Annotated in this window: 17 protein-coding genes; 6 read left to right on the top strand and 11 right to left on the bottom strand. The window is 64.2% G+C overall.

What is annotated here, in order from left to right; all coding sequences use genetic code 11:
* Positions 1-65 precede the first annotated feature (65 nt).
* Positions 66-1703, bottom strand: a complete 1638-nt coding sequence (gene groL, locus DTX69_RS18285) for a chaperonin GroEL (protein WP_119302996.1) — start codon at positions 1701-1703, stop codon at positions 66-68.
* Between the two features lie 44 nt (positions 1704-1747).
* A complete protein-coding gene (groES, locus tag DTX69_RS18280; RefSeq protein WP_119303104.1) occupies positions 1748-2062 on the bottom strand; it encodes a co-chaperone GroES in 315 nt (104 codons plus the stop codon).
* A gap of 277 nt (positions 2063-2339) precedes the next feature.
* Between groES and DTX69_RS18275 the strand changes: the two genes are divergently transcribed.
* From DTX69_RS18275 to DTX69_RS18260, 4 genes are all read left to right on the top strand, one after another.
* On the top strand, positions 2340-2807 hold the full coding sequence (locus DTX69_RS18275) for an Hsp20 family protein (RefSeq protein WP_119302995.1): 468 nt from the start codon (positions 2340-2342) through the stop codon (positions 2805-2807).
* Positions 2808-2887: 80 nt separating this feature from the next.
* The gene (locus tag DTX69_RS18270) at positions 2888-3400 is read left to right on the top strand and encodes an Hsp20/alpha crystallin family protein (protein ID WP_119302994.1); all 513 of its coding nucleotides are present in this window, start codon (positions 2888-2890) and stop codon (positions 3398-3400) included.
* A 218-nt stretch (positions 3401-3618) separates the two neighbouring features.
* Positions 3619-3843, top strand: a complete 225-nt coding sequence (locus DTX69_RS18265) for a hypothetical protein (protein WP_119302993.1) — start codon at positions 3619-3621, stop codon at positions 3841-3843.
* A 123-nt stretch (positions 3844-3966) separates the two neighbouring features.
* Positions 3967-4629 (top strand): NeuD/PglB/VioB family sugar acetyltransferase, encoded by a 663-nt coding sequence (locus tag DTX69_RS18260; RefSeq protein ID WP_119302992.1) that lies wholly within the window; start codon positions 3967-3969, stop codon positions 4627-4629.
* On the opposite strand, the gene DTX69_RS18255 is transcribed toward DTX69_RS18260, so the two are convergent.
* The 5 genes from DTX69_RS18255 to DTX69_RS18235 are packed head-to-tail and all read right to left on the bottom strand — an operon-like array spanning position 4626 to position 8703.
* Positions 4626-5399 carry a phytanoyl-CoA dioxygenase family protein gene (locus DTX69_RS18255; protein ID WP_162917331.1) on the bottom strand — a complete coding sequence of 258 codons (774 nt, stop codon included), beginning with the start codon at positions 5397-5399 and terminating at the stop codon, positions 4626-4628. The two genes, DTX69_RS18260 and DTX69_RS18255, sit on opposite strands and share 4 nt — an antisense overlap.
* Positions 5400-5410: 11 nt before the next feature.
* The gene (locus DTX69_RS18250) at positions 5411-6625 is read right to left on the bottom strand and encodes a DegT/DnrJ/EryC1/StrS family aminotransferase (protein WP_119302990.1); all 1215 of its coding nucleotides are present in this window, start codon (positions 6623-6625) and stop codon (positions 5411-5413) included.
* Complete coding sequence (locus DTX69_RS18245) at positions 6622-7197, bottom strand: hypothetical protein (protein WP_119302989.1); 576 nt, start codon at positions 7195-7197, stop codon at positions 6622-6624. Before DTX69_RS18245 ends, DTX69_RS18250 begins: the two co-directional genes overlap by 4 nt.
* Entirely contained in the window at positions 7194-7439 is a 246-nt protein-coding gene (locus DTX69_RS18240) for a glycosyltransferase family 2 protein (RefSeq protein WP_119302988.1), read from the bottom strand. Before DTX69_RS18240 ends, DTX69_RS18245 begins: the two co-directional genes overlap by 4 nt.
* A gap of 34 nt (positions 7440-7473) precedes the next feature.
* Entirely contained in the window at positions 7474-8703 is a 1230-nt protein-coding gene (locus tag DTX69_RS18235; protein WP_119302987.1) for an SAM-dependent methyltransferase, read from the bottom strand.
* 74 nt (positions 8704-8777) lie between these two features.
* Between DTX69_RS18235 and DTX69_RS18230 the strand changes: the two genes are divergently transcribed.
* The gene (locus tag DTX69_RS18230; RefSeq protein ID WP_119302986.1) at positions 8778-9464 is read left to right on the top strand and encodes a DUF3047 domain-containing protein; all 687 of its coding nucleotides are present in this window, start codon (positions 8778-8780) and stop codon (positions 9462-9464) included.
* Positions 9461-9754 carry a hypothetical protein gene (locus DTX69_RS18225; protein ID WP_119302985.1) on the top strand — a complete coding sequence of 98 codons (294 nt, stop codon included), beginning with the start codon at positions 9461-9463 and terminating at the stop codon, positions 9752-9754. Before DTX69_RS18230 ends, DTX69_RS18225 begins: the two co-directional genes overlap by 4 nt.
* Before the next feature lie 18 nt (positions 9755-9772).
* Here the strand turns inward: DTX69_RS18225 and DTX69_RS18220 are convergent, their stop codons facing one another.
* The 4 genes from DTX69_RS18220 to DTX69_RS18210 form a co-directional block, all read right to left on the bottom strand.
* Positions 9773-10927 carry a pyridoxal phosphate-dependent decarboxylase family protein gene (locus tag DTX69_RS18220; protein ID WP_284735892.1) on the bottom strand — a complete coding sequence of 385 codons (1155 nt, stop codon included), beginning with the start codon at positions 10925-10927 and terminating at the stop codon, positions 9773-9775.
* Positions 10924-11244, bottom strand: coding sequence for a hypothetical protein (locus DTX69_RS30745; protein ID WP_284735891.1), 321 nt, complete (start codon positions 11242-11244; stop codon positions 10924-10926). The genes DTX69_RS18220 and DTX69_RS30745 overlap by 4 nt, the downstream gene beginning before the upstream one ends.
* 29 nt (positions 11245-11273) lie before the next feature.
* Entirely contained in the window at positions 11274-12878 is a 1605-nt protein-coding gene (locus tag DTX69_RS18215; protein ID WP_119302984.1) for a cisplatin damage response ATP-dependent DNA ligase, read from the bottom strand.
* A gap of 167 nt (positions 12879-13045) precedes the next feature.
* The gene (locus tag DTX69_RS18210) at positions 13046-14053 is read right to left on the bottom strand and encodes a ligase-associated DNA damage response exonuclease (RefSeq protein ID WP_119302983.1); all 1008 of its coding nucleotides are present in this window, start codon (positions 14051-14053) and stop codon (positions 13046-13048) included.
* Positions 14054-14125: the final 72 nt, after the last annotated feature.

The raw sequence follows: 14125 nt of genomic DNA, 5'->3' as shown, positions 1-14125 counted from the left end.
AACGCGAAGAAAACCTGAAGAAAAAGGACCCGGCCGGAGCCGGGTCTTCGCACAATATCGTCTGCTTAGAAGTCCATGTCTCCCATGCCGCCGCCCGGCGGGAGAGCGGGTGCCGCCTCTTTCTTCGGTTTCTCGGCAACCAGAGCCTCGGTGGTGATGAGCAGGCCCGCAACGGACGCGGCATCCTGCAAGGCGGTGCGCACGACCTTGGCTGGGTCGATCACGCCCACTTTCACGAGGTCCTGGTACTCGCCGGTCTGGGCATTGTAGCCCCAGCTGTAGTCGTTCCGCTCGAGCAGCTTGCCGACCACGATCGAGCCGTCTTCACCGGCATTGATCGCGATCTGGCGTGCGGGAATCTGCAGGGCGCGGCGGACGATGTCGATGCCGGCCTTCTGGTCGTCGTTCTCGGGCGTCAGCTTCTCAAGGGTCCTGACCGCGCGCAGCAAGGCCACGCCGCCGCCCGGCAGGATGCCTTCCTCCACTGCGGCTTTCGTCGCATGGCGTGCATCGTCGACGCGATCCTTGCGCTCCTTCACCTCGACCTCGGTTGCGCCGCCGACGCGGATGACGGCAACGCCGCCCGCGAGCTTGGCCAGCCGCTCCTGGAGCTTCTCGCGGTCGTAGTCGGAGGTGGTCTCCTCGATCTGAGCCTTGATCTGCTGGACGCGAGCCTGGATGTCCTGCTTCTTGCCGGCGCCGTCGATGATGGTGGTGTTCTCCTTCTCCACCACCACCCTCTTGGCCTTGCCCAGCATGTCGAGCGTCACGTTCTCCAGCTTGATGCCGAGGTCCTCGCTGATGACCGTGCCGGCCGTCAGCACCGCGATGTCCTCCAGCATCGCCTTGCGGCGATCGCCGAAGCCCGGCGCCTTCACGGCGGCTACCTTCAAGCCGCCGCGCAGCTTGTTCACCACCAGTGTTGCCAGCGCCTCACCTTCCACATCCTCCGCGATGATCAGCAGCGGCCTGGTGGACTGTACCACCGATTCCAGGAGCGGCAGCATGCTTTGCAGCCCGGTCAGCTTCTTTTCGTGCACGAGGATGTAGGGATCCTCAAGCTCCACCCGCATCTTCTCCGGATTGGTGATGAAGTAGGGCGAGACATAGCCGCGGTCGAACTGCATGCCCTCGACCACTTCGAGCTCCGTCTCCAGCGACTTGGCCTCTTCGACGGTGATGACGCCCTCGTTGCCGACCTTCTGCATGGCCTGCGCCAGGAAGCGGCCGATCTCTCTGTCGCCATTGGCGGAGATGGTGCCGATCTGCGCGATCTCGTCGTTGTTGCTCACCTTCTTGGCATGCTTCTCCAGATCCTCCACCACCGCATCGACCGCAAGGTCGACACCGCGCTTCAGGTCCATCGGGTTCATGCCGGCGGCGACCGCCTTGGCGCCTTCCTTCACGATCGCATGAGCGAGCACGGTCGCCGTGGTGGTGCCGTCACCGGCGCTGTCCGAGGTCTTGGACGCGACCTCGCGCACCATCTGTGCGCCCATGTTCTCGAACTTGTCGGGTAACTCGATTTCCTTCGCGACCGTCACGCCGTCCTTGGTGATGCGCGGCGCGCCGAAACTCTTCTCAAGCACGACATTGCGGCCCTTGGGACCCAGAGTCACCTTGACCGCGTTGGCGAGGATGTCGACGCCGCGCAGCATCTTGTCCCGCGCGTCGCTGGAGAATTTGACGTCTTTGGCTGCCATGGTACGATCTCCTTACGCTCGTCTGGCACTTGGGCGCGGGTCCGTCAGGCCGCCTTCTTCGCGGCCTTGCCGGCTTCGACGACGCCCAGGATGTCCGATTCTTTCATGATCAGCAGGTCCTCACCGTCGATCTTGACCTCGGTCCCGGACCACTTCCCGAACAGAACCTCATCCCCGACCCTGATGTCCAGGGGCACCAGCTCGCCCTTGTCGGTGCGCGCGCCGGCGCCCACGGCGACGACCTCGCCGCGCTGCGGTTTTTCCTTGGCAGTGTCCGGAATGATGATGCCGCCGGCCGTCTTCTCGTCAGCCTCGATGCGTCGGACGAGAACACGGTCGTGCAATGGACGGAATGGCATGCAACCCTCCATGGTTCGAACTGAGCGCTGAGAATCCCCCAGCCTCTGATCAGTCGGCCGGAGGCGGCCATCCAGATGGGAAGCGGCTGATTTCCCGTCAAGCCCAACGACAGCAAATTTTTCGCTGGAGGCCCGGATGCGGTGCCGAGGCGGCCTTGACAGCCCGAAACCAGCGCCTAAATCCCCAGTCGTCGGTCGCCCATTCGGGGATCGGCAGCCCGGGAACCCAGCTTTCCGGGAACCCCGTATCCATGTTGCTCAATCGGAGGATGTGGCTATGAGGACGAACCTCAATTTCTCGCCCCTGTTCAGGTCGACCATCGGTTTCGACCGAGTCTTCGACCTTCTGGAAAACGCCAGCCGGACCCAGAGTTTCGAGAGCTGGCCGCCCTATGACATCGTGCGGAGCTCGGAGGATGCCTACCGCATCAGCATGGCGGTGGCGGGCTTCTCGGAATCCGAGCTCAGCATCACGACACTGCCGAACCTGCTGATTGTCGCTGGCACCAAGCCCGAGGAGGAAGGCGACTACCTGCACCGCGGTATTCCCGGCACGTCGTTCGAGCGACGGTTCGAGTTGGCCGATCACGTGAAGGTCGCCGAAGCCAACCTGCAGAACGGTCTCTTGACCATCACGCTGACGCGTGAAGTGCCCGAGGAGATGAAGCCGCGCAAGATCGCGATCAAAAGCGGCGACACCGCGGTCGAGGCAAGACAGCTCAAAGGCGATAAGCAGGCGGCTTAGAGCGGGCACGCGCGCCTGCCAACGCCCGGCCGCCCGATGTCGCGGCCGGACCGCCTGATCTGCCAAGAAAGGAGGATAGCATGAACATGAGAGATCTCATTCCCTGGAGGCGCTCGGAGAGCAACACACCGACGCTCTATCGCGACGCAGACCCCTTCATGGCACTGCATCGCGAAGTCAATCGGCTATTCGACAACATGTTCCATGATTTCGAGAGCTTGGGCACGGGCCGCTTCCCGAACCTGGCTTCCGGCCGAGCGAACTGGGGCTGGCCGAATGTGGAGGTCTCGGAGACCGAGAAGGATGTCCGCGTGACGGCCGAACTGCCTGGCCTCGAGGAAAAGGACGTGGAGGTCCTGTTGGATGATAACGTTCTGACGTTACGCGGTGAAAGACGCTCCGAGACGGAGGACAAGGATCGTCAGTTCAGCGAGCGCTACTACGGGCAGTTCGAACGCCGGATCGCGCTCGGCACCGAGATCGAGGAGGACAAGGTGGAAGCGCGCTTCAAGAACGGGGTGCTGACCATCACCATGCCCAAGACCGAGCGTGCGCAGAGCAGAACGAGGCGCATCGCCATCACCGGCAAATAAGGGCGCAAGAGCGCGCCGGGTGCCAAGCCTGGCGCTGTCCTTCGGACAACGGAGGATGGGGTGGGAGGACAACGAGGCAATCGCCGGCGGAGCCCTGCAGAATCAGCACTTCGCCCATCACCTTTTTCGAGAGCGCCGATCTCCGATCTCATGCTCGTGCCGGAGCGTCCGGTGTCTCCGCGACTCTGGCACGATTGCATGAAAAGGTGGATCGGCCGATGTTTGCGCACGTCTCGCCCAACTATCTGTTTGTCGAGGCGGCTCTGGCACTGCTCAATTCCGCGACCCGCTCCCTGGGGCCGAGCTTCATGAGCCAGCTGCAGGGCGCGCTGCTCGGCCGTGCTGATCCCTTCGGGCAGAGCGTGCTGCTGGTCTGGCCGCATTTCACCAGGCTGGTAGCCGGCACAATTCTGCTCTTCACAATCACCTATGTGACGTTCTAGAGGCAGGAGGTCCCGGCATAAGTGGTGCGTGGCGGCGCGCCCCAATCTTGCCCGCCACCGATTGAGGCTGGCATGTCCGAGCCAGGACGCCTACAGGTACTGTCCTAAGCTGGGGGCAGACGCATGGATAGCGAAGATCAGCGCTTGGTCGTGATCATGGGAGCAGGCCGACACGGCCGGAATGCGGCGGACATTTTCCGCTGGATGAACTACCCGATCCTGGGCTTCCTCGACGACACCAAGGAGCGGGGAAGCAAGGTGGTGGGGGTCGAGGTTCTTGGCGGCTTCACTGAGGCGCACGATCCAGAGTTGTTACGGCGCGCAGCCATCCACGTTGCGATCGGAAACTCAAACATCAGACGAGCCTTGGCAGAGGCGGTGACGGCGCACGGCGGCGCACTTTGCTCCGCCATACATCCGACGGCAGTCATCTCGCCTTATGCGAAGCTGGGTGACGGATTGTTCATTGCGCCCTATGTGCGTCTCGCATCTCAATGCACTATCGGCACAGGCTGCATCCTTGACCCTTACTGTACGATCGGCGGAGACAGCACTCTCGGTCCCTTCTCGATGCTTGCCGCCCATTGCTCGCTGGTTGCCGGCAGTCAGGTCGGCGCTGGTTCATTCCTGGGAACTCATGTGGCCGTGCTCGGCGTTTCCATCGGCGCGCATTCAGTTGTCGGGGCCGGCAGCGTCGTTACGCGCGATTTGCCAGACAACATCCGGGCGTTCGGCACGCCCGCAAAGGTGCAGGGCCCCGCAGACTGGTCACGTCCACCGGTTTAGGTGCCGTCGTGGGCTTGAATCGCCGGCTCCCCAGCGATGTAGGCGTCGGTTCCGGTGTCGCAATCACGAGAGCGCATCGACGCCATAGTGAATGAACGTCGATCGCGATCTTTCGACCGGTTGGGTGGCGACCCATGCACGGTGAATGCGTTCCAGATGACGATATCCCCTGGTTCGAGACGGACCGTGTGCACGCTCCCCGACGCGATGCCCATCGCGCTGAGCTCTCGCTCCGTCGCCTGACCGGTGAGGACGCTCTGTGGCGGACGCGGAAGGATCCGTGCCTGACGGTGGCTGCCGGGCACAAAGCGCAAGCCGCCATTCTCATTATCCTGGGGATCGAGGGCCACTGTGAGCTGCAAGAAAGAATGCGCGAGGTTGCGAAAATTCAAGGCAGGTTGCCGAAATGCGGCGTCCTGGTGATATGCGATCCCGGTCTCGCCTTCGCCCGGGGATTTCCAGAAGATCGACGTGAGAACGGTCTTGATGTCGGAACCCAACACGCCGCACAGGATCCTGCCGATGCCGCGATGCAGGCGAAGTTCTTCGATCGCTGGGCTGACATGGTGTGCGTTCTGTAGTCCGCGGAGCGTCGCCTCGCCGGCGTCGGACTTGGACCACAGCATCCGCAAGCGTCGATCGTCCAGCGCGCTCGCGAGCACCAGGAACTTGAGGCGATCGGTCTCACGCAGGATATCCGCTATCTCCGGCGGCGATACGACCGACCGAACGATCTGGTAGCCGTCCCTCTCGAGTTCGGCAAAGTCCACTGCGCGCTCCATCAAGATCGCTCGACTTCTTGCATGGAAGCATCAGGCAGCAGTCGCTCGAGAACGCGAACGAGCGCCCGGGTTTCGACGGCGGACATGCCGCAATGGCTGGGAATGTTGATGATACGCTCAAAAATGCCGCGCGCCGTCCGGCAGCTGTCGTCTAGCGGAGGATAGTATTTGCCGAGATCGAACTCGATGCTCCGGAAGTCCTCCTGTTTGATCGGCTGCGCAGACAGCGCCGGCACGCTCGCAAGAAGAGCTTCCCGAGGCGCCTGCAACAGCAGGGGCACGCCGATTTCGCTGCACAGAGACTCGATGCGGCGGCGTTGCGCATCATACCGCGCCGCCCATGACGGCAGTCGCTCCAGTCGTTCCAGTATCACGGCGGCCGCAACATCCGATATCTTGCCGTTACCCGCGAAAGGCTGGGCCGCAAGAGGCGCTCCGACCCCGAAATTGATGATGGATCTGGCGAGTGTCGCATCGGGACGGTCCACGATGATGCAGCCACCTTCACCGACGCCCCATGGCTTGGTTTGATGGAAGCTGATGGTCTCGTTCGGGTGCCCTGCCCAGGTGCGATCCGGACCGAACAAGGCTGCCGCGGAATCGACGATGATGGCCTTATCCCGCGCACAGCAGAAATCCGCGAAGGCCCGCGCGCTTGGCAGGCCCGCGAACAGGTTCGTCACCACCAGCCCATCCCAGGTTTCGTCAGGCGAGGCCGCGATGGCATCCAGGTCGACGAGGCCATGATCATCGCTGTCGACTACCATCGCGCCGGCGTACGTCCCGACACGCTGGCTGAAAAACGTGTAGGCCGAAACCGCCCAACGCAGGCTTCGACCCCGCTTCGCTGCCTCCAGTCCAGCCAGCGCCTGCAGGCCGACCGTGGCCGACGCGCACATGATGACGGCGCGATCATTCGGTAGATTCAGGATGAATTCGAGGGAGCGCTCGAGCGCCGTCGACACCGGCCCGAAATTGGCCCATTGGCCGGCGCGCTCGGACAAGGCTGCAATCTCGCGCACCCGCTCCCAGTCGATGCACTTGTTCTCGACATAGCGCACCCGCGTCGTGGCAGCAGGCGCAGCCGGCAGAAACCCGCTGCCGCCGTTTCGGCGCTTCGGCAGTCCGGCTATCTCGGCAATCCGGGGTAGCAGGCCCTCAGCGCCCACCCAGGGGGGCGCCACCGGCGGAGCGCTTTGCGCGGCGGTGTTCATGTGGCGGACGCTTTCGGGGGTTCATGCAGGCCCGGAACGGGTGCAGCCCGGGCCAGCAACGATCGATGCAGTTGCACGAGGGATTCCGGCTCACGGAAGTAATGGACGCCTAGGCCCTGGTTTTGGTCGCCCTCCGGCGTTCGCGCGCGCAGTTCCGCATAGCGTTCCACCAGATAGGATTCCCCCAAATATTTGTAGTGCAGCAGCTTGAGTTCGGATGTTGCAGGGTAGACTATATGCCCGCGCGGCTTGGCGGAGTGGCGGCCCGGCGAATAGTTCAAGCGCCTGATGTCGTCCGGGCGGAAGGCGCACAACTTGTCCATGTACTTGGCCCGAAGGCCATTCGTGATCGAGAGAGGGAGGGTCTGGTCGGCCGGCGGGAAAGCCGGCGCGAGCATTTCATAACCGGTGGCCGGAACTACTGTGACGGCCTCGCGGATGCAGTGCCGGAAATAGTCCTTGCCAGCCGCATGATAGAGGAACTCGTCGATATTGACGATGAAGACCCAGTCCGCGTCCTGCCGGCTCTGGCGCCAGACCGTTTCATAGAAGGCGGGCGCCTCCCGGATCACCGACCCCCGACCGCGCGGAACTCGCCTAGCGTCACCTTTGGATGCTGCTTGAGCATGCCAATCGACCGGTCCGTCGATCCATTGTCGAAGACAAAATAGCGCGCGACTAGATCGTCGTAGTGGCGGAAGAAGAACGGCAGCATCCGCTCCTCGTTCCAGCACAGGCAATACAGATGGATGACAGGATCCCGGACGTGGAACTGTTCCCGGACACGGCGCAGTCTTGCCCTCAGCCCCAGCATCGTTCGACCGTGCCGCTGCAGGGCCGGGCGTCGTTCATTCGGCGGCGCGGCCGCGGCGTGCTGGAATGCCGGCCTGGCGCTCCCAGTCGAACATGTAGTCGCGGGTCAGCGGGACGGCGTCGATGTCGCGCGCCATCTGCATCTGCCAGACCATGTTGTAGTCGTGGCGGAAGGAGAGCTCGCTGCCGATCAGGTAGAACTCCCACATCCGGCAGAAGCGCTCGTCATAGATGCGGGCGATCTCGGCCCGGTGGCGATTGAAGTTCCCGCGCCAGCAGCGCAACGTCTCGGCGTAGTGGAGGCGCAGGACCTCGATGTCGGTGATCCACATGCTGGTCTTCTCGACCCGGGGCACGACCTCCGATAAGGCCGGGCTGTAGCCGCCGGGGAAGATGTATTTGCGCAGCCAGGGATTGGTGAAGCCCGGCCCGTCGCGCCGTCCGATCGCGTGCAGCAGCGCGACGCCCGCCGGCTTCAGCAGCCGCTCGACCGAACCGAAGAACTCGCCGTAATGCTTGACGCCGACATGCTCGAACATGCCGACGGAGACGATGCGGTCGTAGGTATCCTTCTCCAGCCGATAATCCTGCAGCTTGAACGTGACCTGCTTGTCGACGCCAGCCTCCTTCGCGCGCCGCGTCGCCAGCTCATGCTGCTCCTTGGACAGCGTGACGCCGACGACTTCGACGCCGCAATGCTTGGCGAGATAAATGCCGAGCCCGCCCCAGCCGCAGCCGATGTCGAACACGCGCTGCCCCGGCTCCAGCACCAGCTTGGAAGCGATGTGCCGCATCTTGGCGATCTGTGCCTCGGCCAGGCTCATCGCCGGATTGAGGAAATAGGCGCAGGAATATTGCATGCTCTCGTCGAGGAAGAGCTCGAACAGACGCTGCGACAGATCGTAGTGGTGCGCCACGTGCTGGCGCGCCAGGCCGACCGGATTGTGCTGATGCCACCAGCGGGCAAGCGTGTGAAAGCCGGCGATGACGCGCTGCCAACGTTCGCTCTGGATGTCGCTCGTGTTGGCAAGGCCGATATCGATGAGGTCGTAGAGAGAACCCTCCTCGATGGTCAGCTTGCCGTCCATGTAGGCTTCGCCGACCTTGAGCCACGGATTGAACGACAACGCCCAATCCGTCGCACGATCCGCCAGCCGGATCGTTACCTTGGGTTCCCCTTGCCCAAAGGCCTGACCCCGGCCCTTGTGATCGATCAGCGTAACGCACCCACGTTTGATGCTGCGCGCCAACAAGCGATCGAACATGCCCGATCTCCTGCCCCCGTCTGACCGGAATGTGATCCCGGCTCTCCATCCTTGGAATTAATCTAGGAAACGTGATGCAGTTCCGTCAACAATCCGACATATCCCTTAATGGCGGCTGGTTTCTGCCGATTTTCGTCCTGTCTGCAGTCCTCTACGCATCGGCCGCGCGTTCGGAGGCCCCGGCAGCCCAGCCAGTGACGATATCTCCGGCCGATCTCCCAGCCTGGCAAGCGAAGAGCTTCAAGGGGGAGACGGCCTATCGCGTGGAAGACGGCGGCCAAGGTCCCGCACTGCGTGCCATGGCGGACGGCAGCGCGTCGGGCCTGTGCCGGACGGTGCAGATCGACCTCGATTCCCTGCCGATCCTGCGGTGGCACTGGCGGCTGGACCATGCACCCGCGCGTAGGAACGAGCGCATGAAGGGGGGCGACGATCAGGGGCTGCGCCTGTCCTTCCTGCACCAGAGCGGTGCCGGTGAGGATTCCATTCTCGCCATCCAATATGTGTGTTCGCAGAGCGAACCTGTGGGCGCACACTGGGCGAACGCCTTTGTTGCGAATGCGCAGCAGGTGGTCGCGCACAGCGGCCCTGCCCAGCCCGGCCTGTGGCGGTCCGAGCAGCGCGATCTGGCTGCCGATTTCCGCGCGGCCTTCGGCCGTGCGGTAGACCGGATCGACGCCATCTGCCTGATGAGCGATGGCGACCAGACGGGCGCTCTGGTAGAAGGCTGGTACGGCGACATCACCTTTCAGGCCCGATGACCGACCCCGCGCAGCATGATCCCAAGCGGCTGATCGAGCAGGCCTTCGCGATGGGTGCGGAATTCCCCGGCCCCGCGGAGGATCTACTGCTATCGTGGATGCTGTCCTTGCCCGCCGATGCGAACGCGCCCGCCATCGCCGCAGTGCTGGCGGAGCGTCATCGCGCTCAGGTCGCGGACCTCGAGGACAGGCATCCGGTCCGGCGCCTGCTGACGTTGCTGGAGCAGACTGCGACTGCCGGCGCTGCCCGCCCGCAGGGGCGCAGGGGTGGTCGGCGCGGACGGACCTGACCGCCGCCACGCGGCGGCCTATTGCCTCCCGAGCGCGCCGCAGGCTTCGCGCACCGCTGCAATCGCCCGGTCTATATCCTGGTCGCGCGTGCGATGATTGACGATCGCGGCGCGCAGGAATGTCCTGCCGCCCAGCTTGGTGGTTGAGAAGACGACCTCGCCGCCCAGCTGGAGGCGCGTGGCGAGCTGACGATTCAGCATGTCCTGCCTCCCGGCGTCGACGTCCTTTGGCGCATATCGGAAGCAGCAGACGTTGAGCACCACCGGCGCCCCAAGCTCGAGCTCGTCGGCCGTTTCGACCAGTGCGGCCATGCGCGCTGCTTGCCGGCAATTGTCGGAGATCTTCCGTGCCAGGCGATCGAGGCCGTAGGCACGCAGACAAGACCAGACCCTGAGCGCGCGGAAGCCGCGCGACAGCTCGATCCCATAGTCGCAATACCACGGATCGCCGCCACCGAGCCCGTCCTCTTGCCCCTCCAGGTAATCGGGGCGCATGGCAAACGCCGCGCGATGGGCATCGCCATGCCGGATGAGGACGGCGCCGCAATCATATTGCACGTACATCCACTTGTGGAAATCGAACGCCAGGGAATCCGCCCGCTCGATCCCGCGCGCCAGGTCGCGCCAGGGATGGTCCGCGATTCGTGCCCAGCATCCGAACGCGCCGTCGACATGCAGCCAAAGGCCCTCCTGCGCGCAGAGATCGGCGAGCGCATCGAGATCATCGCACGCGCCGGTGTCGACGGACCCAATCGTACCGATCACACAGAATGGCCGTTTTCCCGCGGCTCGGTCACTGGCCAGTTGCGCGCGCAACTTTGCGAGATCCATGCCGCCATTCGTACCTGTGGCGGGAATGCGCCGCACGGCCTGGGCGCCGTGCCCGAGCAGCTCTAGCGCCTTCTGGTTCGCGCTATGCGCACCGCTCGAGGCATAAGCGACGTGATCGGGCGCGTCACGCAATCCGTTCGCCCGGACATCGCGGCCCAGCGCGTGAATGCGCGCCGCCGCGAGGGCGATGATGGTCGACTGGGATGTGCCGGACGTCAGCAATCCGCTGGTTCCCTCGGGAAATCCGAAGATCCGACGGGTCCAGTCGATCACGGCGCGTTCGACATGGATCGCGCCATGGTCGCGCCCACCGCAATTGCTGTTCATCGCCGAGGCGGTCATGTCGGCCAGCAGACCGGCGGCAAGGCGGTTCCATGGACCCAACCGAAGAAGCGCGGATGAGTGTTGCCGGTGCCGAAGGGCAGCACGCGTTCCGCCAGTTCGCGGGCAAGCCGGCTTTCCCCGATTCCGGTTTCGAGCAAGGCCGGCGCGAGCGCTTCGCGCACGGTCGGATCGACCGGACGCCACGGCCTATCCCGCGCCGCTTTCAGGTGATCCAGGCACGAATCGAGCAGCTTGTGCGCGTCGGCCCGGAAGGTCTCGAAATCGTGCGGGTCGAGAGAATCGGGTTCATGAGGCTGAAAGCTCGCGTTGCTCATGGGACTTGCCTCTGTTCTGGCGTCGGGCGTCAGCTTATCAGCTTCTTCAGTGTTTCGACCTCATCGGCCTCGTTGGCGGGCTTGTCCCAGCGGATGCGGTGAAAGCGGGGGAAGCGCAACGCCAGGCCGGACTTGTGGCGCGTCGATTCGTGCACGCTGTCGAACTCGAACTCGGCGACCAGCGCGGGCGACAGCACGCGCACCGGGCCGAAGCGGTCCACCGTGTTGTTGCGCACCCAGCGGTCGAGCCTGCGCAGCTCCTCGTCGGTGAAGCCGGAATAGGCTTTGCCGACAGGCACCAGCTCCCGCCCGGGATTGCCATGCTCGTCCACGATGGGACGCCAGCAGCCGAAGGTGAAATCGGAATAGAAGGAGGAGCGCTTGCCGTGCCCGCGCTGGGCGTACATCAGCACGGCGTCGATGGTGAGTGCATCGCGCTTCCACTTGAACCAGTGGCCTTTGACGCGGCCGGCGATGTACGGGCTTTCCCAGCGCTTCAGCATCAAGCCTTCGATTCCGCTGGCGCGCGCATCGGCGCGCAAGCGGACGAGCTCGCTCCAATTGGCGAACTGGATCAGCGGCGACAAATCGAAGCGCAGGCGCGGTCTTTGCGCATACCAGGCTTCGAGATGCTGCCGGCGTTCACGCAAGGGCAGGGGGCGCAGATCGTCATTGCCGATGATGAGCGCATCGTAGAGCCGCATATGCGCTGGGTTCGAGAGCATCAAGGCCGGATTCGGTTTCTTGCGGTTGAGACGCTGCTGCAGGTCGTTGAAGGATGCGACCTCCACCGCGTTATCCGTGCGCCGCGCCACCAGCAGTTCGCCATCCAGGACTGCTTCGAAATCGACGTGCTCGATCAGGTCCGGAAACGCGCCGCTGATATCCTCCCCCGCGCGGGAGTAGAGGCGCACCTGCCCGTCCGAGGCTGCGATCTGGACGCGGATGCCGTCCCACTTCCATTCGGCGCAGAAATCGTGCGGCGTCAGATTGGCCAGATCCGATTCCTCGATGGGGTGGGAAAGCATGAGCGGTCGGAAGCCAAGGGTGTTGCGCGCCGCTGGCTTTTCACCGCCCGCGACCCAGCGGATCAGCTCGGTATAAGGCGGCTCGTGCTGCGGCCACTGTTCTTCGATGTCCTCCAGTCCTACCGTGCCGAAGGCGCTGAGCGCGGTCTTCGCCAGCCGCGCGGAGACGCCGACGCGCAGTGCGCCGGCCGCGAGCTTCAAAAGGGCCCAGCGGCCCGTGGCATCGAGCCCGTCGAGCCAATCCGACATCAGAATCATCGCCTCTGCGCGGCCGGCCAGGCGCAAGCGCTCGACCACGTCGCTGAGGCGTGGCGGCACATGCGTTGCGCGATCGGTGACTGGCCAGATCAGCGCGATGGTCTCCGCGAGATCGCCGACATAGTCGTAGGACCAGCCGAACAACTCCGGATCGACGCGCGCGATCGTCATGTCGCGCAGAGCGGCCGGCTTGAGGCTCGGCAGCTCCAGCTCGCCGCACAGCGCCGCCAGCGCATAGCCGCGATCGGGATCCGGCGCATGGCGCAGATAATCCTCGATCAGCCGCAGCTTCCCATTGCGCGCCGGCTGATAGGAAAGGGCATCGAGCAGATCGGCGAAGAGTTGCATGGGTTAGCCGACCGCAAACGAGAGTCCCCCTCCCCCGGTACGGGGGAGGGAAGGATTGGGGGGAGCAAGCGAAGATAGTCTAACGTTGAGGCGCGGCTTCTCCCTCCCTAACCCTCTCTCATGCTGGGGGAGGGGACGCTCTGACGTGGGAGGGAGAGGTGGTGTACTCATTCCTCATCCTCGTACCCGACCAGCGACAACGCGCGGGCGCGGCGGCCGGTTTGCTGGATGGCGTGGATCAGCGCTTCTTCGCGGCCGTGGGTCACCCACACTTCCGGCGCGTCCACATCGCGCACGGTCTGCAACAGCTCGTCCCAGTCGCAATGGTCGGAGATGATGAGGGGCAGCTCGGCGCGGGCCTGCCGTGCGCGGGCGCGGATGCGCATCCAGCCGGAAGCGACCGCCGGCACGGGATCGCCCATGCGCCGGCTCCACACCTCGCCGATCGCCGAGGGCGGGCAGAGCACGATCTCGCTCTTGAGCTGCGCCGGCACCATGCCGGCGACCGATGCCAGCGGCCCAAGCCTCACGCCCTGTGTCTCGTAGAGCTGCGTCAAAGCCTGCAACGCGCCATGCAGATAGATCGGCTTGTCATAGCCGGCGCGGCGCAGCAGCGCGATCACGCGCTGGCATTTGCCGAGCGCATAGACACCGACCAGCATGCTGCGGTCGGGGAACAGCTCGCGCGCATGCAGCACCTTGCCGATCTCGCCTTTGTCCGGCGGATGATGGAAGACAGGCAAGCCAAACGTCGCCTCCGTGATGAAGACGTCGCACTTGACCGGCGTGAAAGGCGGGCAAGTGGGATCAAAGCGCCGCTTGTAATCGCCGGAGACCACCGCCCTGCAGCCGCCATGCTCCAGCACCACTTGCGCGCTGCCGAGGATATGTCCGGCGGGCTCGAGCATGATGGTGACGTCGCCCATGCCAAGGCGCTCGCCATAGGACAGCGACTGCGTTTCGCGCGCGAAGCCCTCGCCATAGCGCACGCCCATGATGGCGAGGGTTTCCGCCGTTGCCGCCACCTTGCCGTGGCCGGCGCGGGCATGGTCGCCGTGGCCGTGCGTGACGATGGCGCGGTCGACCGGGCGGGACGGGTCGATGAAGAACCCGCCGGGCTCGCAATAGAGTCCGCCGGGCATGGGCTTGAGCCAGTGCTGGGGGTGCAAAGCCATTGAGTTCTCAGGATTCAAAATCGTTGTGTTGCCAGGGCTTTAACCTATGATGATCCGGTTTTGTTCCGCAAG

The organism is Dongia deserti (genome assembly GCF_003574735.1).
GTDB lineage: Bacteria > Pseudomonadota > Alphaproteobacteria > Dongiales > Dongiaceae > Dongia_A > Dongia_A deserti.
Note: the sequence above shows the minus strand (reverse complement) of the source record. Positions and strands in the feature narration are given on the sequence as shown.